General features: G+C 64.1%; 13 protein-coding genes. 10 read left to right on the top strand and 3 right to left on the bottom strand.

What is annotated here, in order from left to right; genetic code table 11:
• Positions 1–13: 13 nt before the first annotated feature.
• From WDO72_02050 to WDO72_02025, 6 genes are all read left to right on the top strand, one after another.
• Positions 14–913, top strand: a complete 900-nt coding sequence (locus WDO72_02050) for a DUF3034 family protein (GenBank protein ID MEJ0084440.1) — start codon at positions 14–16, stop codon at positions 911–913.
• Between the two features lie 202 nt (positions 914–1,115).
• Entirely contained in the window at positions 1,116–4,652 is a 3,537-nt protein-coding gene (gene dnaE, locus WDO72_02045) for a DNA polymerase III subunit alpha (GenBank protein ID MEJ0084439.1), read from the top strand.
• 84 nt (positions 4,653–4,736) lie between these two features.
• The gene (locus tag WDO72_02040) at positions 4,737–5,702 is read left to right on the top strand and encodes an acetyl-CoA carboxylase carboxyltransferase subunit alpha (GenBank protein ID MEJ0084438.1); all 966 of its coding nucleotides are present in this window, start codon (positions 4,737–4,739) and stop codon (positions 5,700–5,702) included.
• Between the two features lie 32 nt (positions 5,703–5,734).
• Positions 5,735–7,078 (top strand): tRNA lysidine(34) synthetase TilS, encoded by a 1,344-nt coding sequence (tilS, locus tag WDO72_02035; GenBank protein MEJ0084437.1) that lies wholly within the window; start codon positions 5,735–5,737, stop codon positions 7,076–7,078.
• A gap of 114 nt (positions 7,079–7,192) precedes the next feature.
• Positions 7,193–8,839, top strand: coding sequence for a CTP synthase (locus WDO72_02030; GenBank protein MEJ0084436.1), 1,647 nt, complete (start codon positions 7,193–7,195; stop codon positions 8,837–8,839).
• A gap of 18 nt (positions 8,840–8,857) precedes the next feature.
• Positions 8,858–9,166 (top strand): DUF1272 domain-containing protein, encoded by a 309-nt coding sequence (locus tag WDO72_02025; protein MEJ0084435.1) that lies wholly within the window; start codon positions 8,858–8,860, stop codon positions 9,164–9,166.
• A 46-nt stretch (positions 9,167–9,212) separates the two neighbouring features.
• Here the strand turns inward: WDO72_02025 and WDO72_02020 are convergent, their stop codons facing one another.
• On the bottom strand, positions 9,213–11,288 hold the full coding sequence (locus tag WDO72_02020; protein MEJ0084434.1) for a glycoside hydrolase family 36 protein: 2,076 nt from the start codon (positions 11,286–11,288) through the stop codon (positions 9,213–9,215).
• 63 nt (positions 11,289–11,351) lie between these two features.
• On the opposite strand from WDO72_02020, the gene WDO72_02015 reads away from it, so the two are divergent.
• Entirely contained in the window at positions 11,352–12,452 is a 1,101-nt protein-coding gene (locus WDO72_02015; protein MEJ0084433.1) for an amidohydrolase family protein, read from the top strand.
• Positions 12,453–12,455: 3 nt separating this feature from the next.
• Here WDO72_02015 and agaR read toward each other — a convergent pair whose 3' ends face one another.
• Complete coding sequence (agaR, locus tag WDO72_02010) at positions 12,456–13,253, bottom strand: transcriptional repressor AgaR (protein MEJ0084432.1); 798 nt, start codon at positions 13,251–13,253, stop codon at positions 12,456–12,458.
• Between the two features lie 248 nt (positions 13,254–13,501).
• On the opposite strand from agaR, the gene WDO72_02005 reads away from it, so the two are divergent.
• From WDO72_02005 to eno, 3 genes are all read left to right on the top strand, one after another.
• Complete coding sequence (locus WDO72_02005) at positions 13,502–13,729, top strand: hypothetical protein (protein ID MEJ0084431.1); 228 nt, start codon at positions 13,502–13,504, stop codon at positions 13,727–13,729.
• A 120-nt stretch (positions 13,730–13,849) separates the two neighbouring features.
• Complete coding sequence (kdsA, locus tag WDO72_02000; GenBank protein ID MEJ0084430.1) at positions 13,850–14,683, top strand: 3-deoxy-8-phosphooctulonate synthase; 834 nt, start codon at positions 13,850–13,852, stop codon at positions 14,681–14,683.
• On the top strand, positions 14,680–15,963 hold the full coding sequence (eno, locus tag WDO72_01995; GenBank protein MEJ0084429.1) for a phosphopyruvate hydratase: 1,284 nt from the start codon (positions 14,680–14,682) through the stop codon (positions 15,961–15,963). Before kdsA ends, eno begins: the two co-directional genes overlap by 4 nt.
• Here the strand turns inward: eno and WDO72_01990 are convergent.
• Positions 15,960–16,919 (bottom strand): integron integrase, encoded by a 960-nt coding sequence (locus tag WDO72_01990; protein ID MEJ0084428.1) that lies wholly within the window; start codon positions 16,917–16,919, stop codon positions 15,960–15,962. The genes eno and WDO72_01990 overlap by 4 nt on opposite strands.
• Positions 16,920–16,973: the final 54 nt, after the last annotated feature.

The following is a 16,973-nucleotide window of genomic DNA, read 5'->3' as shown; positions in this document are numbered from 1 at the left end:
AGGAATCGCAGTCTTGAACGATGTTTCACGCGGCTCGCGCGGCCGCCGCTTCGCCCGCCGGATCCTGCAGGTTTTGCCGATCGTGGCGTTCGCGTGGATTGCGCCGGACGCGTTGGCGGGCAGCAGCCGGTTGCTGGCTACGGGCGGCGTCGCGCAGATCGAAGGCAGCGCGGGCGGTGGCGCGGTGCCGTGGGCGTTGATCGCGGGGCTCGGCAGTGACGCGCAGACCGGTGGCAGCGGCTTTTGCACGGAAGCCCGCGTGCAGAAGTTCGATCTGCGCAGTTGCGGGGTCGCGGTCGGTTTCCACGATCGCGTGGAGGTGTCGTACGCGCGGCAGCGTTTCGATCTCGATGAGATCATTCCGGGTGAATCCATCGCTGTGGATGTGATCGGCGCGAAAGTGCGCCTGCTCGGCGACGCCGTGTACGACCAGGATCGCTGGTATCCGCAGTTGTCGCTCGGACTGCAGTACAAGAAGAACCGGGATTTCGATTTCGTGCCCGCGTTGCTCGGCGCGCGCGATGCCGAGGACGTCGATGTGTATCTCGCGGCTACCAAGGTCTATCTTGCCGGCCCGTTCTCGCGCACCTGGCTGGTGAATGCGACGCTGCGCGCGACGCGCGGCAACCAGTTCGGAATCCTGGGTTTTGGCGGCGATCGCCAGCAAAGCCGCAGCGTCAACGCCGAATTCAGCGCGGCGATGTTCGTCAGTGATGCCGTCGTCGTGGGCGCGGAGTATCGGCAGAAGCCCGACAACCTCGGCTCGTTCGAAGAGCAGGACTATTGGGACGTTTTCGCCGCGTATTTTCCGAGCAAGCATTTTTCGATCACGGCGGCGTACGCAGATATCGGACGCATCGCGATGATGCCGGGCCAGCACGGCTGGTACCTGTCGCTCCAAGGCAGCCTCTAAAAGGGGACATGCCTATTTTCTGAAAAAGGGGACAGATCTATTTTTCGCCGGTAGCTATGCCGCACTCGAACCAACGTCCACGAAAAATAGATCTGTCCCCTTTTTCAGAAAATAGGCATGTCCCCTTTTTGAATCGTCGCGCAAGTCTCTGAAAGATTTGCAAGCCATTTTATGTGCGCGTTCGTGTGTAAACTCGCGCGCCATGCAACCTGCGTTCATCCACCTGCGCCTGCACACCGAATTTTCGTTGCAGGACAGTGTGGTGCGCATTCCCGAGCTGGTCGAAAAGACCGCGCAGCTCGGCATGCCGGCGATCGCGGTCACCGACCAGAACAACCTGTTCGCGATGGTCAAGTTCTACCGCGAGGGGTTGAAGCACGGCGTCAAACCCATCATCGGCGTGGACGTGTTGTTGCGCGGCCGCGGCGAACGCGCGCTGCCGACGCGGCTCACGTTGCTGTGCAAGGACCCGGACGGCTACCAGAACGTCACCAACCTCATCACGCGCGCCTACCTCGAAGGCCAGGATCGCGGCGTGCCGCTCATCGACCGCGCCTGGCTCGACGCGCAGACCACCCAGGGCCTGATCGCCCTGTCGGGCGGCCCTGCGGGCGACGTCGGCCGCGCCATCGCCAACGGCCGCGAGCCCGACGCGCTCAATCTCGCGCGCGAATGGCAGCAGCTGTTCGGCGACCGCTACTACCTCGAGTTGCAGCGCCTGGGGCGCCCCGAGGATGAAACGCAGGTCGCGGCCGCCGTGCGTATCAGCCAGCAGACGCAGGTCCCCGTGGTGGCCACCAACGACGTGCGGTTCCTGTCGCGCGACGATTTCGAATCGCACGAAGCGCGCGTCTGCATCTCGGAAGGCCTGCAGCTGACGGATCCGAACCGCCCGCGCAAGTACACCGAATCCCAGTACCTGCGCTCCGCGCCGGAGATGGCCGAACTCTTCGCCGACATCCCGGAGGCCTTGAGCAACACCGTGGAGATCGCGCGGCGTTGTTCGCTGCCGCTCAAGCTCGGCGAATCGCGGCTGCCCAACTTTCCGCTTGCGGAGGGCGTCACGGTCGAAGCGTTCATCCGCGCCGAGTCGGAAGCGGGTTTCGAATTGCGCGAACGGGCCTTCGACGCAGCGCAAAAGGCACGGATCGCCGAATACCGCCCGCGCCTCGAACGCGAACTCGGCGTCATCTGCCAGATGGGTTTCGCGGGCTACTTCCTCATCGTCGCGGATTTCATCCGCTGGGCGCGCGCCAACGGCGTGCCGGTGGGGCCGGGCCGCGGCTCGGGCGCCGGCTCGCTCGTGGCGTTCAGTCTCGGCATCACCGACATCGACCCGCTCAAGTACGACCTGCTGTTCGAACGTTTCCTCAATCCGGAACGCGTGTCGATGCCCGACTTCGACATCGACTTCTGCATGGACGGCCGCGATCGCGTCATCGACTACGTCTCGCAGAAATACGGCCGCGAACGCGTCTCGCAGATCATCACCTACGGCACCATGGCCGCGAAGGCGGTGGTGCGCGATGTAGGCCGCGTGCTCGGCATGGGTTACGGCTACGTCGACAAGATCGCCAAGCTCATCCCGTTCGAGCTCGGCATCACGCTCGATGACGCGCTCGAGAAGGAGCCCGAGCTCAAGAAGCTCTACAAGGACGACGAGGAGATCAAGAACCTCATCGATCTCGCGAAGTCCCTCGAAGGCCTGACGCGCAACGCCGGCATGCACGCCGGCGGCGTGGTCATCGCGCCCTCGAAGCTCACCGAGTTCGCGCCGCTGTACGCCGACGACAAGGGCGGCAGCGTCGTCACGCAGTTCGACAAGGACGACGTCGAAGCCGCGGGCCTGGTGAAGTTCGACTTCCTGGGATTACGCACGCTGACCGTCATCGATCGCGCGGTGAAGATCATCAACGCCCGGCGTGCGGGCAGCGGCGAAGCGCTGCTCGACATCGCGTTGTTGCCCATGGGCGACGCGGCCACGTTCAAGCTCATGCAGGAGGCGAAGACCACGGCGGTGTTCCAGCTGGAATCCCGTGGCATGAAAGACCTCATCCGGCGCCTCAAGCCCGACACCTTCGAGGACATCATCGCGCTGGTGGCGCTGTTCCGCCCGGGTCCGCTCGAATCGGGCATGGTCGGCGACTTCATCGACCGCAAACACAGCCGCAACGACCCCCACGCGCCGCCGATCGACTATCTACATCCGTCGCTGCAGCCGGTGCTCGCGCCCACCTACGGCGTCATCCTGTACCAGGAGCAGGTGATGCAGATCGCGCAGGTGCTGGCCGGCTACACGCTCGGCGGTGCCGACCTGCTGCGCCGCGCGATGGGCAAGAAGAAACCCGAGGAGATGGCCAAGCAGCGTTCGATTTTTATCGATGGGTCCATCAAGAACCACGTGCCCGAAGCGCAGGCCGCGCACATCTTCGACCTGATGGAAAAGTTCGCGGGCTACGGCTTCAACAAGTCGCACTCGGCCGCGTACGCGTTGCTGTCGTATCAGACCGGCTGGCTCAAGACACACGAGCCCGCGTCCTACATGGCGGCGGTCCTCGGCGCCGACATGGACCACACCGACAAGGTAGTCGGGATGTTGTACGACTGCCGCAAGGAAGTCGGCCTCACCGTGTTGCCGCCGCACGTGAATCTCTCGGCGTACGAATTCGCGGTCGTCGATGACAAGACCATCCGTTACGGGCTGGGCGCGATCAAGGGCGTGGGCGAGGGCGCGGTCGATGCCATCGTCGGCGAACGCAAGGCGAATGGCGATTACACCAGCCTCGAAGACCTGTGCCGCCGGCTCGATCTGTCGCGCGTCAACCGGCGCGTGCTCGAAGCCCTGATCAAATCCGGCAGCCTCGACGGGCTCGCGACGAATCGCGCGACGCTGATGCACCGGCTGGACGCTGCCTTGGCGCTGGGCGAGCAGAACAGCAAGGCCAACGAAACCGGCCAGCACGACATCTTCGGCTTGAGCGCCGCGCATGTGCCCGAGGTGGTACGCGCGCGCACGCCCGATCAACCCGAGTGGACGGACACCGTGCGGCTGCGTGCCGAGCGCGAATCGCTGGGCCGCGCGATCAGCGGGCATCCCATCGACCGCTTCGTCAACGATCTGCCGAGGTTCATCACCGGGCGTATTGCCGATTACCTCGAGCAGGAAAAACCGCAGTCGAGCGGCGAGGGTGGGCGCGCCTTCTTCGGCGGCAAGCCGGTGGCGATCGCCGGGGTGGTGGAAGAACTGCGCAAGCGCGGGCCGCGCACCGAGATCCTGCTGGACGACGATTCCGGCCGCATTGCCGTCGGGTTTTACGACGAAACTTTCCAGCAGTACCGCGAGATTCTGGTGAAGGATTCGCTGTTGCTGATCGAAGGCAAGCTGCGTTTCGACGAGTTCGCCAATACCTGGGTGCTGCGCGCAAACAAGGTCAGCGAGCTCGAGCGCCTGCGCGAGAAGGAAGCCCGCCGCATCGTGCTCAAGGTGAAGTCCACGGATGCGCTGCCGCTCGATCGATTGCAGGCCGTCCTCGCCCAGTACAAAGGCGGTGGCTGTCACGTCGCCGTGCAGTTCTTCGGCGCGGTCGCCAAGGGCACCTATTCCTTCGGCGCCGAATGGAATGTCCGGCCCTCGCCGGCGCTGATCGAGGAACTCGAGAAGTTATTGGGCCGGGGCCGGATCGCCGTGCTCTACAGCCCGCCGCCGGTGAGCGCCGGAGTCACTTCAATCAGTGGGTAGAGGCCGAAAAGGGGACATGCCTATTTTTCGGACGAAAAATAGGCATGTCCCCTTTTCGGTCAATTCCGATATCCTCGCGGCCCTATGGCAGTGAATTTCCTCGATTTCGAGCAGCCGATCGCCGAACTTGAAGCCAAGATCGAAGAACTGAAACACGTTCCGTCGGGCACGGCCGTCAACATTCAGGAAGAGATCACGCGCCTGCAGGCCAAGAGCGAACAGCTCACGCAGAACATCTTCGCCAATCTCAGCCCTTGGCAGATCACTCAGCTCGCGCGTCATCCGCAGCGCCCGTACACGCTCGATTACGCCGCGCTCATCTTCAAGGACTTCCACGAGCTGCACGGCGATCGCATGTACGGCGACGATCTCGCCATCATCGGCGGGCCCGCGCGGCTCGATGACACTCCCGTGATGTTGATCGGCCACCAGAAGGGCCGCGATACGAAAGAACGCGTGCGCCGCAACTACGGCATGCCCAAACCCGAGGGTTATCGCAAGGCGTTGCGGCTCATGCGCCTCGCCGAAAGATTCCGCCTGCCGCTCATCACGTTCATCGATACGCCGGGCGCCTATCCAGGCGTCGGCTCCGAGGAGCGCAACCAGTCCGAAGCCATCGCGCGCAACCTGTTCGAGATGTCGGTGATGGGCATTCCCATCATCAGCTGCGTGATCGGCGAGGGCGGCTCGGGCGGCGCGCTCGCCATTGGCGTGTGCGACCGGCTGCTCATGCTGCAGTTCTCTACCTACTCGGTCATCTCGCCCGAGGGCTGCGCGTCCATCCTGTGGAAGAGCGCCGACAAGAAGGAAGTCGCGGCGGACGCCATGAACCTCACCGCCGATCGCCTGAGCAAACTCAAACTGGTGGACCAGGTGCTGCCGGAACCCGTGGGCGGCGCGCATCGCAATCCGCAGGCGGTCGCCGACACCATCAAGGCCGCTTTGCTCAAACATCTGGGCGAACTCGAGAAACTGCCGCCCGACAAACTGCGCGCGCAACGCAATACCCGCATCGACAGCTTCGGCGTCTACAGCGAAGTCGCCAATTGATGTCGGTGGGGACATTCCCCGTTTCCTAGCAAATGGGTACGCGGCCCACATTCGACGCGGCAAGTCGTCTGATCGAGCTGGTCGGCACGCAGCCGCGAGTCGCCGTCGCATTCAGTGGCGGCATCGATTCCACCGCGCTGGCGCACGCGCTCGTTGCAGGGCGCCGCAAGGTCGCGAGCCTGCGCCTGCTCCACGTAGACCACGGATTGCAAGTCGCGAGTGCGCAATGGACGCGCCACTGTGCACGGATGGCAAGGTCCTGGCGCCTGCCGTTCGTGGCACTACGCGCCGACATCAAACGCAAGCGCGGCGACTCGCCGGAAGCCGCGGCCCGCGAGGCGCGCTACGCGCTGCTGAGTCAGGCGATGGAACCGGGCGAGGTACTGGTCACCGCCCAGCATCGCGACGACCAGGTGGAAACCCTGCTGCTGCAATTGTTCCGCGGCGCCGGTGTCGCCGGCCTCGCCGCGATGCCGGCCATCGCGAATTTCGGACCCGGCCAGATCGCGCGGCCGCTGCTCGACACTTCCCGCGCGCAAATCCTCGAATATGCGCAAGCCCACACACTGCGCTGGGTCGATGACCCCACCAACGAGCAGACCGCCTTCGGCCGCAACTTCCTGCGCCATCGCGTGATGCCCGCCATCCGCGAACGCTGGCCGGGCGTGGACCTCGCCATCGCGCGCAGCGCCGGCCACATGGCCGAAGCACAGCGGCTGCTCGACGCCCAGGCGGGCGCCGACCTCGCCGTCACCGCGGATGGAGCGGGGCTCAACATCGCCGCGTTGCGCGCGCTGCCGGCCGCCCGGCAACGCAATCTGGTCCGTGGGTTCGTGACGCGCGCCGGAATGGAACCGCCGCAGGCGAACTGGCTGCGTGAAATCCTCGGCCCGATGCTGGCCGCGAGCGCCGATTCGCATCCCGAGATCCGCTTGCCGGGCGGCGTGCTGCGGCGGCGCGCGGGACGCCTCGAACTTCAAGTGATCCCTGAAGTCGGGCACAAAACCGCGAACGAATCCACATTGAAATCATGGCGCTGGAAAGATGAGCGCGAGTTGATCGTGAACACCGCGGGGGAAATCCTGTCGCTCGTCGAAGACCCAGACGGCGACATCGATCTCGACAAACTTCCCGCGACACTCACGCTGCGCCCGCGGCGCGGCGGCGAAAAACTGCGACCCGGCCCGCGCGCGCGTACCCAAACGCTCAAGTCGCTGCTGCAAGGCGCAAAGATTCCGGTCGACGAACGCGTGCGCCTGCCGCTGCTGTTCGCGGGCGATCGCCTCATCTGCGCCGGCGATCGCTGGATCGACGCGTCGGTGGCTGCCACGGTCAAATCCCGGCGCCGCGCGCGATTGAGATTCCACGGCCGTTAAATTTCTGCCGGCCGACCCCGCAAAGGTTTCGCGGGCGTGTCGGTTTTGTTACCCTGCCGGCCCGTCGACACGCGCATCTTGCGTCTTCGGTTTCACCACGCGGCGGGCTCCCAAATGACCAGATTTGTATTCGTCACCGGTGGCGTCGTTTCCTCGTTGGGGAAGGGCATTGCCGCCGCCTCGCTCGGTGCCATTCTCGAAGGCCGTGGCCTCAAGATCGCCATGGTCAAGCTCGACCCGTACATCAATGTGGATCCGGGCACGATGAGCCCGTTCCAGCACGGCGAAGTGTTCGTCACGAATGACGGCACGGAATCCGACCTCGACCTCGGCCACTACGAGCGCTTCGTGCGCACGACCACCGGTCGGCACAGCAACTTCACCACCGGCCGCATCTACGAGCGCGTGATCGCCAAGGAACGCCGCGGCGACTATCTCGGCGCGACGGTGCAGGTCATCCCGCACATCACCGATGAGATCAAGCGCTCCATCCAGCTAGGCGCCGGCGATGCCGACGTTTGCATGGTGGAAATCGGCGGCACGGTCGGCGACATCGAATCGCTGCCGTTTCTCGAGGCCATCCGCCAGTTGGGCGTCGAGCTGGGGCGCAACAACTGCGTGTTCCTGCATCTCACGCTGGTGCCCATCGTCGGCGGTTCGGGCGAGATCAAGACCAAGCCCACGCAGCACAGCGTGAAGGAACTGCGCGGCATCGGTATCCAGCCCGACGTGTTGCTGTGCCGCTGCAAGAATCCGCTGCCCGACGAGCAGCGCCGCAAGATCGCGTTGTTCACGAACGTCGAGGAGCGCGCCGTCATTTCCGGCATCGATGCCGACGACATCTACAAGATCCCGATGCTGCTGCACGAGCAGGGCCTCGACGAGATCGTGGTCGACAAGCTGCGTCTCAACGTCCCGCCGGCCGATCTCACCGAGTGGAAGCAGGTGGTCGCGGCGAAGGCGAACCCGGACGGCCAGGTCGACATCGCGATGGTCGGCAAATACGTGCAGGTGAAGGACAGCTACATCTCGTTGAACGAGGCGCTGACCCACGCCGGCGTGAAGACCAGGACTCGCGTGAATGTGCACTACATCGAATCCACCGACATCGAGAAACACGGCACGCACGCGCTGAAGGGCATGGACGCGATCCTCGTACCGGGCGGCTTCGGCGAGCGCGGCATCGAAGGCAAGATCGCCGCGGTGCGGTTCGCGCGCGAGAACAAGATTCCGTACCTCGGCATCTGCCTCGGAATGCAGCTGGCGTGCATCGAATACGGACGTCATGCGCTCGGCCTCGAGAATGCCAACAGCACGGAGTTCAACCGCGCGAGCGCGCATCCGGTCATCGCGTTGATCACCGAATGGCAGGACGCCGCGAAGGGCGAGCAGAAGCGCGACGATGGCGCCGCCAAGGGCGGCACGATGCGCCTCGGCGCGCAGGACGTGTTCGTGGGCGCGAATACGCTGGCGCGGTCCATCTACGGCGACGAGACCGTGCGCGAGCGGCATCGTCATCGCTACGAGTTCAACAACAAGTACCGCGACCGCTACACCCAGGCGGGTTTCCGCTTCTCGGGCCTGTCGAAGGACGACCTGGTGGAAATCATCGAACTACCCGGCCACCCGTGGTTCGTGGCTACGCAGTTCCACCCCGAGTTCACCTCGACGCCGCGCGACGGGCATCCGTTGTTCGCCGGCTTCGTGAAAGCCGCGCGCATCGCACGCGCCGCGCAGATGCCGGAAGCCGCGACCGCCTGAGTCGAGGTACGCGGCGCCATGCTCGAACTCCGGCCCACCTGCGAGCACTGCAACAAGGCGTTGCCGCCGGATTCGCTCGAGGCGCGTATCTGTACGTACGAGTGCACGTTCTGCGCCGCGTGTGTGGATGCCGTCCTCGGCAATGTGTGTCCGAACTGCGGTGGGGGCTTCGTGCCGCGGCCGATCCGGCCTTCAAAGAATTGGAAGGGCGACAACTTTCTGGGCAAGGACCCGGCCAGCACCAAGGTGCGTCACAGGCCGGTCGACCCCGTGGAGCACGCGCGGTTTTCGGCCCCGATCCGCGGCCTTGCGCCGGAAAAACGCTGACGTTCTCTTTCCGCGAACGCCGCTGACCCGGTTTCGCCGGGCGCCCTCAGGCCGGTGTCGCTCGCAACAACAGGAATTTTTCGAAAGTCGTATCCAACGTGTTCGCGCGCGCATCGACCGCGCCGAGATCGCGGTCGTTGAAGACGTCGTGCAGGCGGTAACTTCCCTTGCCGAGCCCGCGCAACTGCACCGGGCCTTTCCACTGCGCCGCGTAGAACGCGTAGTACATCGCGCCATCCTTCGCGATCGCATGCGCCTCGGGCTGGTCGAAGCCGATGTCGTACAGCGCGCCGCGATACTCACCTTGCGATAGCCGGTGTTCCTTGTAGATAGCCACCCACTTGCGCCACAACGCTTCCCGCTCCGGATTCAGCACGAACCCGCCCGGCGGCAAATTGTCGACCGGTCGGTCGGTGTCCTTCGGCCAGGTGAACTTGGTCGAGATCACGGCGCCGACGCCCACGCTGGAGGCGAAATCGTTGCCGCCGTCGCTGAGTTCCACATGATCGCCCGCGTAGCTGCTGCGCCCGCCCATCAGCGCCTTGACGCTCTTGCCCTTGCTGCGCACCTGCCAGGACGACAAGGGATCGGACGAAGGAAACTGGTCGGTGGCCGGGAGATTGTGGAAAGCGAATGCCGTGCCGCACGGGCACAGCTCGATCACCGCATCCGGTTTGAGGTCGTGCGCGGCCTTGTGGATCGCGGCCCAGAAATCGCCTAACTTCTCGACCGAGTCGGTCGGGTGCGCGTGTTTGTGCGCGGGGTTGTAGCAGGGCGCCACCCCGTTCAAATGCTGGCCGTCGAGTTTGATGCCGTCGAAGCCCCAATCGCCGATGATCTTGCGCGTGAGCGCCACGTAGTAATCCACCGTGGGCTGGTACGCCGGGCACTGCGTGAATGCGTTCCACCAGCTCACTTTCTGTACCGATCCGTCGGGGTCGAGCAGCAACATGTCCGGGTGATCGTGCAACACGTCGCTGCCCGGGTCGGCCGCGAGCGGCGCGAGCCACAGGCGCGGGCGCATGCCCTGCGCGCGCACGGCGGCCGTGAAGGCCTTCATGTCGGCATCGCCGCGCGGGAACTTGGTGCGATCGAGATGCCAGTCGCCTTCGTTGGTCTGCCAGCCGTCGTCGAGCACGGCCCACTCGAACCCGAGTTCGCGCACCTTCGGCAGCGTGGCGAGCACCTGTTCGGTGGTGAAGTTGCGTTCGTAGCCCCAGGCACACCACACGGCGCCAAATGCCGATGGCGGCGCCTTGGGCGCCACGATCCCGGAGTCCTGCATGTAACGCTGGTACAGCGCGAGCGGCGCGAAGTGGTCTCCGGTATGGGCGATCAGGAACGTGAGATCGGTGGTCAGTGTCTGGCCCGGCTCGAGCGTGGATTCCGCCAGGCTCTCGATCGCGATGCTCGCGCCGCTGGCCGTCTGGAGCACCGGCAGATCGAGCAGCCGCGGCACGCGCTCGACGTGTCCCACCGCAAGCCCCGCGTCGCGCCGCCAGATATTGGCGACCGGAGTACCGCCGCCGTAGTCCGACGCAGTCATCGACAAGCTGTTGCGCTGCTCGAAGCCACCGGTAAGCGGCTGCACCCAGTCACGCCGGTCTTCATGAGTGGCGCCCGAGAAGCTCCAGAAGCCGCCCGGTGCGACCGGCAGCTCGTGCGCGGCATTGCGCCAGCCCTTCACCTCGAGAGCCGCGGTTCCGCCGTTGCGCCAGGCGACCTGCAGCAGCGCAAGCCCGGGATACCGATCGAAGAAGTCGACGCGCACTCCTTTCTCGAGACCCGCGGCCGAACGGCCTGTGACGACCGTGCGGCGGCCAGGACCGCGAACGGCATCGGAGAGGAGTTCGGATTTTTCGGATGAGAAGGAGAGGCCCTGGGCTTCACCCGAAGCCAGCAACAGGCTCTCGCTGGCCTGCCAGGGCGCGAGCAGTTTTCCGCGCGCCGTGATTGCCGTCTTCAGGGCCGAGTCGAACGCGATGGACAGCACTCCATCCGCCGCCACGGCGCGGGTCCCCTTCGGAACATCACTGGCCGCGGCGCGCGCGGTCGGCAGCAGGGCGAGGGCGGCCGTTCCGGAAGCGATCTGGAGGACGGTGCGACGCTTGATGGGGCTCATGGATTCATCCAGACGTTGCGATTTGTAGTATATAAGTTTCGTTATATTACTAAGGGGATTCAAATGGAAGCCTTGCGAGCGGTCGCCCTGGCTGTGCTGGCCATCGCCACGATGCCATCCGCAGCCGCTGCGACATCTTCGTCCGCATCGGCATCGCCGTACACGATGGCGGACTTCGCGCGCACGAAAAAATTCGATTCGCACGTGCACATGAACGTGGTGCCGTCGGCACTACTCGAGCAGGTGCGCGCGGACGGCTTCGAGGTGATGTCCATCAACGTGGACTACCCGGATTTCCCCGCGCTCGATCTGCAGCGCGATGCCGCGTTGGCGCTGGTGCGCAAGGATCCGAAACGCGTGCACTGGGCCGCCACGTTCTCGATGAAAGCATTCGGCGAGCCCGGATGGTCCGCGCGAGTGCAGGCGGAGCTCGCGAAGTCCGCGGCGCTCGGTGCGCGCGCGGTCAAGGTCTGGAAGAACATCGGCATGATCGAAAAACGCGCCGATGGCTCGCTCGTCATGCTCGACGATCCGGCGTTCGGCCCCGTCGCGGACCAGCTGGAGAAGCTAGGCCTCGCTTTGATCGCCCACCAGGGCGAGCCATACAACTGCTGGCTGCCGCTCGATCAGATGACGACGGACAACGACCGGGAGTATTTCGAGGCGCATCCGCAGTACCACATGTTCCTGCATCCAGAGCAACCGAGCCACGCGGACCTGATGGCAGCGCGCGATCGCTTCGTCGCCGCGCATCCCACACTACGCTTCGACGGCGCACACATGGCGAGCCTGGAATACGATGTCGAGGTACTCGCGGCCTTCCTCGACAAGTGGCCCAACGCCAGCGCGGATCTCGCCGCGCGCATGAGCCAGGTGCAGTACCAGTCGGTGCGCGACCGCGAGAAGGTGCGTGCCTTCTTCATCAAGTACCAGGACCGCCTGCTGTACGGCACCGATCTGACCGAGAACCCCGGCGAGGATGGCGCCGAAATACGCAAATCCGCGCATGAAACGTGGCTTTCCGACTGGCGTTACCTGGCGACCGATGAGCCCCAGCGCGTCGAGATGATCAAGGCGGATGTACCCGGGCTGGCGCTGCCACGCGCGGTGATCGACAAGATCTACTACCGCAACGCGCGCGCGTTTTTCAGGCTCGGGAAGTAAGCCTCACGCGAGCAGCAGCTCGAACCCGAGCTGCTGGCTGGCGTGGCGGATGTCTTCCGGGGCGTTGGTGTCCGTGATCAGCACGTCGAGTTCGCTGATCGGGATGATCCGGTGCAGGCAGGTGGTGCCGAATTTCGAGCTGTCCGTAATGGCGATGACCACGCGCGCGCCCTGGACCATCTTGCGGTTGAGCATGGCCTCCGGTTCGTAGTGCGTGGTGATGCCGCGCTCGAGATCGAAGCCGTCCACGCCGAGGAACAACATGTCGACGTGTAGCGCATCGAGCGCTTCGACCGTGAGCCCGCCATAAAACGCCATGCTCTTGCGGCGCAATTCGCCGCCCAGCATCACGATGCGGATCTCTTCCTTGGCGGTGAGCGCGGTGAGCACTCCGAAATCATTCGTGACCACGGTCACTTCGATGTTGGGCAACGCCTCGGCAAGCTGAATTGCCGTCGTGCCGGAATCGATGGCGATGGTGTCGCCGGGCTTCACCAATGCGGCGGCGCGCAGACCGATGCGACGCTTCTCGTCGAGATGGACGGTGCGCTTCGCCTCGTAAGGCGGTTCCGCGGGTGTGGCGCGGACCACCTTGCTGTCTATCGCTCCGCCGTAGGCGCGTGCCATGACACCGCGCTCGGTGAGATAGCGCAGATCCTTGCGTACCGTCTGGGCGCTCACGTTGAATCTGCGAGCCAGGGCAGTGACTTGCACACTGCCGTGCTGGCGCACGAGCTCGCTGATTTGATGACGGCGCTGACTGGTGTCGCGGGTTACCGCGGTTCGGGGGCTTTCGTTCACGGCGCGAAGTATCGTTTGGGGGTCTGCTTAGGCTATTGCTACAAAACGAAATTATCTTACGCTCTGTTTCGTTTCGTTTCTCTCTTTCCAATTAAAGCAGGCAAGGGCGACGATCATGGATCGGCACCGGATTCGATCAGCGCTCGAATTCGCCGAGCCACATCACGGGTGTCGCGATTTCGCGCACCGCGCACCGCGGGCGGCGAGGGTCAGCAGGGAGCGTGCGCGGCCTCGGTCCCGAGTACACCGTGACTACTTTCAACGGCCGCATCCTCGCCACCGACGGCGCGGAGGTCTTCAAGGCACGCAAGCCCAAACTACCGAGGGCGCGATCGGCGGTCGCGAGCCACACCATCGGCATCCTGCTCCGCGCGGTGCATGCCGAGCGCAAGGGCCGTACGGACGAACGGGACTGCGGCTCCAATGAGCGGGTCGATGCGATCACCTGGTTGACGCAGGGGTATTGGCGGTTCTGACGCCGTTCAGACGTCGGGCTACCGGGCGGATTTCCGCTTGGCGGCCTGCTTCGAGCGCACGGCAGCGTTGCGCGGCCGAGCCGTGTATTCTTCGCACCTCCTTTTCGACCCCGGGTGCCCGTGTTACTCGCCAATTTCCAGGTCGGTATCGACCGGCCGATGTTTCTCATCGCCGGACCCTGCGTCATCGAGGGTGACACCCTCACGCAGCAGATCGCCGGCACGTTGAAAGAGATCACCACGCGTCTCGGCGTGCCGTTCATCTTCAAGGCCTCGTACGACAAGGCAAACCGCTCCTCGACCAAGAGCTTCCGCGGGCCCGGCATCGACGCCGGCTTGAAGGTGCTGCAAGGTGTCAAGGACAAGATCGGCGTGCCCGTGCTCACCGACGTGCACGAGGACACCCCGTTCGCCGAAGTCGCGAGCGTCGTCGACGTCATGCAGACGCCGGCGTTCCTGTGCCGCCAGACCAATTTCATAGTCGCCGTGTGTTCGCAGGGCAAGCCCGTGAACATCAAGAAGGGGCAGTTCCTCTCGCCCTGGGAGATGCAGAACGTCGTCGACAAGGCGCGTTCCACCGGCAACGAGCAGATCATGGTGTGCGAGCGCGGGTTTTCGTTCGGCTACAACAATCTCGTGAGCGACATGCGTTCGCTCGCGATCATGCGCGCCACCGGCGCGCCGGTGGTGTTCGACGCCACGCATTCCGTCCAACTACCGGGCGGACAGGGCGCGAGCTCCGGCGGGCAGCGCGAACACATTCCCGTGCTGGCGCGTGCCGCCGTCGCCTCGGGCGTGGCGGGCGTGTTCATGGAAACTCATCCGGATCCCGCCAAGGCGCTCAGCGACGGGCCGAATGCCTGGCCGCTCGGGCGCATGGAACATTTGCTGACGACGCTCAAGGCGCTCGACAGCGCAGTCAAACAACAACCCTTCGAGGAATCGCTTCTATGAGTCGTATCGTTGAAATCGTCGGCCGCGAGGTAATCGATTCACGCGGCAATCCCACGGTTGAAGCCGATGTGATTCTGGATTCCGGTGTGGTGGGCCGCGCGGCCGTGCCGTCGGGTGCGTCCACCGGCACGCGCGAAGCCGTCGAGCTGCGCGACGGCGACAAGAAGCGCTACGGCGGCAAGGGCGTGCTCAAGGCCGTCAAGAACGTCAACACCGTGCTCAAGGCCGCGTTGTTAGGCAAGGACACCGCCGACCAGGAAGGGATCGATCAGATCATGATCGACCTCGACGGGACGGATAACAAAGGCAATCTCGGCGCCAACTCGCTGCTCGCCATTTCGCTCGCGAACGCGAAGGCGGCGGCGCAGGACAGCAAGCAGTCGTTGTGGAAGTACCTGGCGAAGGGCCGCGAGCCCGTGATGCCCGTGCCGATGATGAACGTCATCAACGGCGGCGCGCATGCGGACAATTCTCTCGACGTGCAGGAGTTCATGATCATCCCGGTCGGCGCGCCTTCGTTCAGCGAAGCGCTGCGTTATGGCGCGGAGATCTTCCACACGCTGAAAGGCATTCTGAAGGCGAAGAAGCTCACGACCGCGGTCGGCGATGAGGGCGGCTTTGCGCCGAACCTGTCGTCGAACGAGGCTGGTATCAAGGTGATCATCCAGGCCGTCGAGAAGGCCGGGTACAAGCTCGGCAAGCAGATCTATCTCGGCATGGATGTCGCGGCTTCGGAGTTCTACAAGAAGAACAAGTACGATCTGCATGGCGAAGGGCGCAAGTTCACTTCGGATGAGTTCGTGAAGTATTTCGCGAAGCTCGCGGCCAAGTACCCCATCATCAGCATCGAAGATGGCATGGCCGAGCAGGACTGGGCCGGCTGGGCGACGCTGACGAAAGCACTGGGCAAGGACGTGCAGCTCGTGGGTGACGACTTGTTCGTCACGAACACCAAGATCCTGAAGGAAGGCATCGACAAGAAGATCGCCAATTCCATCCTGATCAAGGTGAACCAGATCGGAACGCTCACCGAGACATTGGCGGCGATCAAGATGGCGGCGGATGCGGGTTATTCGTCGATCGTGTCGCACCGTTCGGGCGAGACGGAAGACGCGACGATTGCGGACATTGCCGTCGCGACCAGCGCGAGCCAGATCAAAACGGGGTCGATGTCGCGTTCGGATCGGATTGCCAAGTACAACCAGCTGCTGCGCATCGAGGGCGAACTGGGTGGCAAGGTGAAGTACGCGGGTAAGGAAGCGTTTCCGATCAAGATCTAACGATCGAGCGGGCTGACGACTCCGCGGCCTCCCTTGTTGAGGACGTGTGTGTAGATCATCGTGGTCTTGAGGTCCGCGTGGCCTAACAATTCCTGCACTGTGCGGATGTCGTAGCCGCTCTCGAGCAGGTGTGTTGCGAACGAGTGTCGAAACGTATGACAGGAAGCCGGCTTGTCGATACCGGCTTCCTGCACCGCCACTTGTACGGCCCGTTGCATGTGTTTGGGGTGCGTATGGAAACGCACCATCCCGCCATCGTAGGGATCGCGGCAGAAGCCGCGCGCGGGGAATACGAAGAACCAAGACCATGAAGTTGCCGCGGCCGGGTATTTGGCTGCGAGCGCCCGCGGCAGCATTACGCCGGGCCGGCGATTGATGCGGTCGCTGTCGTACAGAGCGCGGATGCGCTCGAAATGCTTTTGCAGAACGGGAGTGAGCGACGCCGGAAGGATGGTGATGCGGTCTTTCTGGCCTTTGCCGTCGCGCACCACGATTTGCCGGTAACCGAAGTCCACATCCTTGATGCGCAGGCGGAGACCTTCGGAGACTCGCAGGCCGGAGCCGTACAAGAGGCTGGCGATCACTCGGGGTGTGCCATTCATCGCCGCGAGCACACGCTCGGCTTCCGAAGCCGTCAGTACGACTGGCAGATGCTGCGAGGCCTTGGCACGAATGATCTGCGTAAGGCGCGGCAGTTCGATGCAAAGCACTTCCTTGTAAAGGAAGAGAATCGCGGCGAGGGCCTGATTCTGGGTTGATGCCGAGACCTTGCGATCGACCGCAAGCATGGTGAGGAAGCGCTCGATGTCCGCGGCCTGCAGGTCGGCCGGATTGATGTAATCGTGAAACTCCACATAACGCCGAATCCATTGCAGGTAAGCCTTTTCGGTCTGCAAGCTGTAGTGGCGCGCGCGAATCCGGCCGCGTACGCGGTCGAGCAGGCGGAGTTCTGTCATTGCGCTTCGGGATGTGGCAGAAAGAGAGTGGCGCCAGCGTAAGCGCTGGGAGCG

It is taken from the genome of Pseudomonadota bacterium, from assembly GCA_037200975.1.
Taxonomy (GTDB): Bacteria; Pseudomonadota; Gammaproteobacteria; order Steroidobacterales; family Steroidobacteraceae; genus CADEED01.
Note: the sequence above shows the minus strand (reverse complement) of the source record. Positions and strands in the feature narration are given on the sequence as shown.